This window comes from Wolbachia endosymbiont of Drosophila seguyi, from assembly GCF_028981765.1.
Lineage (GTDB): Bacteria > Pseudomonadota > Alphaproteobacteria > Rickettsiales > Anaplasmataceae > Wolbachia > Wolbachia pipientis.
Window position 1 is genome coordinate 1 of record NZ_JAPQLM010000136.1, and the last position, 6,541, is coordinate 6,541.

Below are 6,541 nucleotides of genomic sequence, written 5' to 3' on the forward strand. Positions count from 1 at the left end.
AAAGAAGAAGCCATTCTTGAATACAGACTTGACCTTGCTACTGAAAAAGGCATCCAAATTGGCGAAGAAAGAGGCATCAAAATCGGTAAAGAGGAAGGGAAAATTGAAGGAAAAATCGAAGTCGCAAAAGCAATGCTGGCTAACAATGTTGATGTCAACACTATTGTCAAATTTACTGGCCTTTCTATTAGTGAGATTGAAGAATTAAGTGTGAACGGTACAGAGTAATTTCAAAGTGCATTTGCAGTTGGAACGGATACATTTAATGAGAGTCCCATTTCACGGTGTTCAAATCTACTCCTTCTTGTACCATCTCCCAAAGTGGGCTCATTTCTCTCAGTCGGCCAACATTTTTAGCAACAAGATCTGCTGCATACAAAACTTCTTCTCTAGTTGTAAATCGGCCTAGGCCAAATCTAATTGATGAATGCTCAAGGTCATGGCCATTATTTAGCGACCGTACTACATAGGAAGGCTCAAGAGACGCAGACGTGCACGCAGAACCAGAACTTACTGCTAAATCCTTGATTGCCATGATGAGAGACTCACCCTCAACATAGGGAAAGCTCAAGTTTAGGTTGCCAGGAATTCTATTTTCATAATCACCATTTAAAACGATATCAGGAAACGCTTCTTTTATCTTGTTATACAAAATATCCCTTAATTCTTCCACTCTAGTTGTTTCTTTTTTCATTTCTTCTCTAGCAATACGTGCCGCTTCACCAAAACCAACTGCAAGAGGTGTTGGAACTGTTCCAGAACGCATGCCTCTTTCCTGTCCACCACCACTAATTAGTGGTATCAGCCTAACACGAGGATTCTTTCTACGTACATATAATGCGCCTATTCCCATAGGTCCATAAATTTTGTGGCTAGAGAGACTCATAAGATCAATGCACATCTCATTAACATCAATTGGAACTTTTCCAAAGCTTTGAGCTGCATCTGTATGGAAAAATATATTATGCTTTCTGCATATTTTACCAATCTCCTTTACAGGCTGAATTACTCCGATTTCATTATTTACCATCATTACTGAAATCAAAATTGTTTTATCAGTAATTGCTTCCTCAAGCTTTGATAAATCTATAATTCCGTTTTGCTTAACAGGCAAATATGTAACTTTAAAGCCTTCATTTTCCAGATGCCGACAAGAATCCAGAACACACTTATGCTCCGTGCAGACAGTGATTATATGATTTCCTTTATTTTTATAAAAGTGAGCAACGCCCTTGATTGCCGTATTATTTGACTCAGTTGCACCTGAGGTAAAGATAATTTCTTTGCTATCTGCGTTCACCAGATCAGCGATGTGTTTCCTTGCTTTTTCCACTGCTTCTTCAGCAGTCCAACCAAATGAATGGCTGCGAGAGTGTGCATTGCTGAACTCACCAAAGTAAGGTATCATCACCTCTAAAACACGGGGATCTACTTTAGTAGTAGATTGATAATCAAGAAATATTGGTAATTTTATTTTAGCATCGTGTATTTTTTTACTTTCAACATTCATAAAGCTACCACGGAGACAAAATTTACAATCATTTTATAGCATTAAAACTTAATTTTTTCAAGATATAATCTTGCATCAAGTACAAAAGTGTCATCCAAGTAGCTGACACATAACTGTACGAACATTTATTTGCGAAAGCAGTGTGTTAAATGTTATAGCCAGTTTTGCCTCAAACACAAAGGCAGTGCCCAGACACTGGGATGACACCCTATTGGTGGCAATTGCTTCCAAATCATAATGTTTGTACAGCTGTGCGCCGTGCGCTGGAATCCGTTTTAGCCCTTATCTATATCTCAGTTCCACCAACAGTTATTGCGTCGACTTTGAGTGTCGGCTGACCAACTCCAACGGGCACATTTTGTCCATCTTTCGAGCATGTGCCAACACCAGGATCTAACTTTAAGTCATTACCAACCATAGATACTTTTTTCAACACTGTTGGACCGTCACCAATTAGTGTTGCTCCTTTTACTGGCTGTGTAATTTTGCCATTTTCTATTAGGTAAGCTTCCGAAGATGAAAAAACAAATTTTCCTGACGTTATATCAACCTGCCCACCACCGAAATTTACTGCATATAGACCTTTCTTTACGCTAGATATTATTTCCTTCGGTGTATACTTTCCGGGCAACATATAGGTGTTTGTCATGCGCGGCATAATAACTTCTTTATAACTTTCTCTTCTACCATTACCAGTTGGGCTTACACCCATGAGTTTAGCGTTCATATGATCCTGCATGTATCCTTTTAGGATCCCATCCTCTATCAATATATTATAACTGGGTGGAGTGCCTTCATCGTCTACGCTGATAGAGCCGCGCAAATTGGGCAGAGTTCCGTCATCAACTACTGTGATGTCACTAGCTGCTACTTGTTTACCCACAGAATTTGAAAATGCTGAGACTTTTTTGCGATTGAAGTCGCCCTCAAGTCCATGACCCACGGCTTCGTGTAACAATATTCCTGGCCAGCCTGGACCTAAAACGACTGTCATTTCTCCGGCTGGAGTTGGAATTGCTTCAAGATTTACCAGTGCTTGTTCTAACGCTTGGTTTGCAACTTCTTTCCACTTTTTCTCAGAAATAAACTTACTATAAGAGTCCCTTCCACCATGCCCTGCAGAACCTCTTTCGGTACGGCCATCTTTTTCTACAATGACTAGCACATTAAAACGTACCAGAGGCCTGATATCGCTTAATCTGTGATCACCCTTTATTATTTGTACAACTTGCCATTCTCCACTTAGAGTTATTTTTACTTGCTTCACGCAGTTATTTTTGGACCTTACATACTCATTAACCTCATTGAGTAGCTTAATCTTTGAATTCAGATCCATTTCATTTATAGGGTTAATCCTCGAATATAGGCTTTTTGTCTCTTCGTTTAAATTTATTGAATTTGTCTTGTTTAAAGACACTGAGCTTTTTACCATAGAAGCAGCATTACTAATTTCTTTTTCGCTGATCTCAGAAGAACAAACGAAAGATGTACTATCTTCACAAAAAGACCTTAAACCAAATCCCCTTCTAGTATTCAAGTCCATGTGTTTTAATATGTTATCCTCAAAAACCAGGGACTCCGACTGGCAAAATTCTAGAAACAGCTCACCACCATCGCTATTGCTCAAAGCGTTATTGACTATTTTATATACGTTATTAATATTAACATTGTTTTGAGCAAAAAATATTTGATCTAGATTTGGCATTACCTTTGAACTAAAAATTGTTTAAGTATATTATTTAACTTTAACATAGTAAACCATAAAAAGCCCGGGTGGCGGAATTGGTAGACGCGCTAGCTTCAGGTGCTAGTAACTTTTTAAGTTGTGGAAGTTCAAGTCTTCTCTCGGGCACTCTTAGCTTCCATATTGCTTATTGAATTAATTAATGTTATAATATAACATATTAGGTAATATTTATGCTATGTATGGTGAAAAAGATAAGTTAGCCTACAGAAAGAAGGTACGAACTTACTCGAAACGCTTAGTTACTACACTATCTACTATCTCTTTCATTGGATACATAGCGGCATTGGTCTTGAATATTCCTGTCTTAAGTCTGTATTTTAGTATTGCCGGCACTATATTCAGTGCACTTTCGTTTGCTTTAAATATATGGTCACTAAATGATCATTCCCGACAACAGAATCTTAATAAGAAATCTGGCATAAAAAACACTCCAGGACAAAAAAAGTTAACAAAGATCTATCTTGATATAGCATCCAGTGCTTCATTTCTAATAGGAGGTATTGCATCTATGTCGCTTTTTGAGTCTTCTGTTATTTATTTTGTTTCTACGCCTTTTTTTATTCTAGGCTGTGTTATTATGGCAGCTAATATCGTTCAAACTATGATTAGTGAACCACAGACAAAAAACGTCCTTGAGAATCTCTCTTCAAATACTGCAAGAGTACAAGCTTAAGTATTAACTTATTTAACTTATACAGGCATATTAGCTATATAATTCCACTGAAGGAAGCCATTCAAAAGAGTTCGATGTAATTAGCGTCAAAAAAGTGTAAGCAGAAATTGTGGGCTTATTGGGGTAGGAGCGCTTAGTACTCCTACTTCCACATAAATTACTTGAATAATTGCTCAAGCTATCAAAATAAAAGTTTTTATTCAGTAATTTGTGTATAAAGGGTACTATTTTACTAGTAGTGAAATAAATCAGAATGAAGTCTATTTTATTAACGAGGCCTTTATTGGATTCGTTCAATACAAGAAATATATTGAGAAAGTATGGATACAAAGTTTATATAGAACCAGTATTCACAATAAAGTACTTAAATCCTGATATATCTGCACACGAATTTGACGTTGTAATATCCACAAGTAAAAACAGTGTAAAGGCTTTTAGTCAAATATGCAAAGTGGATGACTTTCCGATTATTACAGTTGGTAATTCAACCATGCAGGCTGCAAAAAATTTGGGATTTTCTGATATAATCTCAGCAGACAGCAACGTTGATGGTCTGATATCATTCATAAAAGCTCACTATTCAAGTGCAATAAAGTTCTTATATATAAGAGGACAAGAAGTATCATGTGACCTAAAAAAGAGATTATCTGAAGAAGATTTTAACGTAAGAGAAGTTGTACTCTATAAAACAATCATTAAAAGGAGTCTAACTAATAGGTGTAAAAATTTACTGTTGGATGGTAAAATTGGTAGTGTTGCTTTTTTTTCCTCACAGACAGCAAGGGTATTTTGTTCATTAGTTCTAAAAAGTGGGCTATCTCATGTGATGAATAATACAGTTGCATATACCATGAGTAAAAACATTGCTGATAGTTTAAAGTTAATCAAGTGGAAAAAAATTATAACATCGAGGTTGCCTACTGGGGAGAGTTTAATTGATATAATTAATAAGGATTGCTGATGCTAAAGATTGCAACTTGGAATGTAAACTCCATACGTAAAAGAGTTAACCAACTTTGTAGTTTTATAGTTGATAGTCAGATAGATATAGTTTTGCTGCAAGAGATAAAATGTACGGAAGAGCAATTTCCTTATGCGGAGATAGAAAAGTTAGGATATGAATATGCTATCTATGGACAAGTTGCAAGAAATGGCGTTTGTGTTTTATCTAAATATCCGATACTGGAGAAGTTTAAAATTGACATTGTGGAAAGTCATCAAGAAGCACGTTATATAGAGTGCGTGATAAAGTATACCAATAGTAAGATAAGGGTAGGAAGTGTATACGTGCCAAACGGTCAAAGCCCGGACTCTCACGCATTTGAATATAAACTCAAGTTTTTTGATAACCTATATGAAAGGATGAGCACTTTGTTGAAGAATGAAGAGTTAACTATTATAGCTGGCGATTATAATATTGCACCGGATGAAATTGATGTTTTTGATTCAAACTTATTGAATGGCCAAGTGTGCTTTCATATAAGAGAACGTGAGAAGTTAAGAGCGATCTTGAATCTTGGGTTTAAAGATGCGTTTAGAATATCTCACCCAAATTTGCAACAATTCACTTGGTGGCATTATCAAGGCAATTCACTCAGAAATAATCAAGGAATGCGAATAGATTATATGCTGTTATCACCACAAGCTGTAGATAAATTGGAAACATGCTACATAGATGATAGATTGCGTAAGCTAGAAAATCCGTCTGACCATACTCCTGTTGTATGTGCTATAGAATAATAGCAGATCTCTTACACAATTCACTTTTAGCAAACCTGAGTAGTCTTACCTTTGCTGCTCTGTGGTTTTTCCCTTCGTTTGTTTTCCTTTCCTGTCCAAGATTGATCGTGCTGCTCACTTTTTTCGTTTCCTACCTGGGAAATTTGCTCAGGAACAGGCTGTTGTTCACTCTTTTCTTTTCCTTGGGAAATTTGTTCAGAAACAGAGGTGCCTTTCTCAACTTCTGTAACTGGGGTTTTTAAAATATCATCAATGCCCTCGAGAATTTTTCCATTCAGTTTTGCTCTCTTTTCTGTATCATCTTTATCTTGTGAGCTAGGGTCATACAAAGTACCTTTTTTGTTATTTGAAAAAAGAACCTCCACTCCTCCTTTTATGGCAAATATTGTGCCGATAGCAGTAAGAACTACTCCGAGTGTAGTAGGACCAAAAATTAACATTGGAATAGTGGAAAGAAGGACAGGAAAAAAGATCTTGCTTAAGAGCGTTGTTACCATCTCTTCATCACTGAGTGGTGGTTCATCCTCTTCTTTCTTGTCTTTACCTAAGAATGGTATTTTTTCTTTCATCCCATCCATAAAGGAGCCAGAAATATTTTTTGGGTCTATTTTGATCCCTCCAATTAGCAGCAGCAGCATTTCCAATACAAACTTTATGGATGAATCTTTAGCTTCTGTACCACGTATATCAGCTACACACTTGGTTATTATTTGTTGTATTTTATCATTATTTAATTTCTCTTCTCTAGCTAAGCCTTGCTCTCTAATTTCTTTAAACATAGAAAGTAAAAACTGAGAAAAATTCTCTTCACTGAGTGGTTTTATATCTTTTGGATTGACATTATTAAGTAGTATGTCCTTATAAGCTGATA

At 36.3% G+C, this 6,541-nt stretch carries 7 protein-coding genes, 1 tRNA gene and 1 pseudogene; 5 read left to right on the top strand and 4 right to left on the bottom strand.

Annotation, left to right across the window (positions count from 1 at the left end; translation table 11 throughout):
- Positions 1-228, top strand: a pseudogene (locus tag OZD62_RS03250) (Rpn family recombination-promoting nuclease/putative transposase); the annotation flags it as partial.
- Positions 229-262: 34 nt separating this feature from the next.
- On the opposite strand, the gene OZD62_RS03255 reads toward OZD62_RS03250, so the two are convergent.
- The 3 genes from OZD62_RS03255 to tldD form a co-directional block, all read right to left on the bottom strand.
- Positions 263-1,510 carry an IscS subfamily cysteine desulfurase gene (locus tag OZD62_RS03255; protein WP_010081919.1) on the bottom strand — a complete coding sequence of 416 codons (1,248 nt, stop codon included), beginning with the start codon at positions 1,508-1,510 and terminating at the stop codon, positions 263-265.
- 90 nt (positions 1,511-1,600) lie between these two features.
- A complete protein-coding gene (locus tag OZD62_RS03260) occupies positions 1,601-1,741 on the bottom strand; it encodes a hypothetical protein (RefSeq protein WP_153296798.1) in 141 nt (46 codons plus the stop codon).
- 55 nt (positions 1,742-1,796) lie between these two features.
- Positions 1,797-3,215, bottom strand: coding sequence for a metalloprotease TldD (gene tldD, locus OZD62_RS03265; protein ID WP_010962974.1), 1,419 nt, complete (start codon positions 3,213-3,215; stop codon positions 1,797-1,799).
- A gap of 62 nt (positions 3,216-3,277) precedes the next feature.
- Between tldD and OZD62_RS03270 the strand changes: the two genes are divergently transcribed.
- The 4 genes from OZD62_RS03270 (at position 3,278) to OZD62_RS03285 (ending at position 5,670) form a co-directional block, all read left to right on the top strand.
- A tRNA-Leu gene (locus OZD62_RS03270) sits at positions 3,278-3,362 on the top strand.
- A gap of 70 nt (positions 3,363-3,432) precedes the next feature.
- A complete protein-coding gene (locus OZD62_RS03275) occupies positions 3,433-3,930 on the top strand; it encodes a hypothetical protein (RefSeq protein WP_010962975.1) in 498 nt (165 codons plus the stop codon).
- Between the two features lie 253 nt (positions 3,931-4,183).
- Entirely contained in the window at positions 4,184-4,891 is a 708-nt protein-coding gene (locus OZD62_RS03280; RefSeq protein ID WP_010962976.1) for a uroporphyrinogen-III synthase, read from the top strand.
- Positions 4,891-5,670 carry an exodeoxyribonuclease III gene (locus OZD62_RS03285; protein ID WP_010962977.1) on the top strand — a complete coding sequence of 260 codons (780 nt, stop codon included), beginning with the start codon at positions 4,891-4,893 and terminating at the stop codon, positions 5,668-5,670. The genes OZD62_RS03280 and OZD62_RS03285 overlap by 1 nt, the downstream gene beginning before the upstream one ends.
- Before the next feature lie 26 nt (positions 5,671-5,696).
- On the opposite strand, the gene OZD62_RS03290 is transcribed toward OZD62_RS03285, so the two are convergent.
- Positions 5,697-6,541: hypothetical protein (locus tag OZD62_RS03290; RefSeq protein ID WP_275019425.1), on the bottom strand; the 845-nt coding region annotated here is incomplete at its 5' end.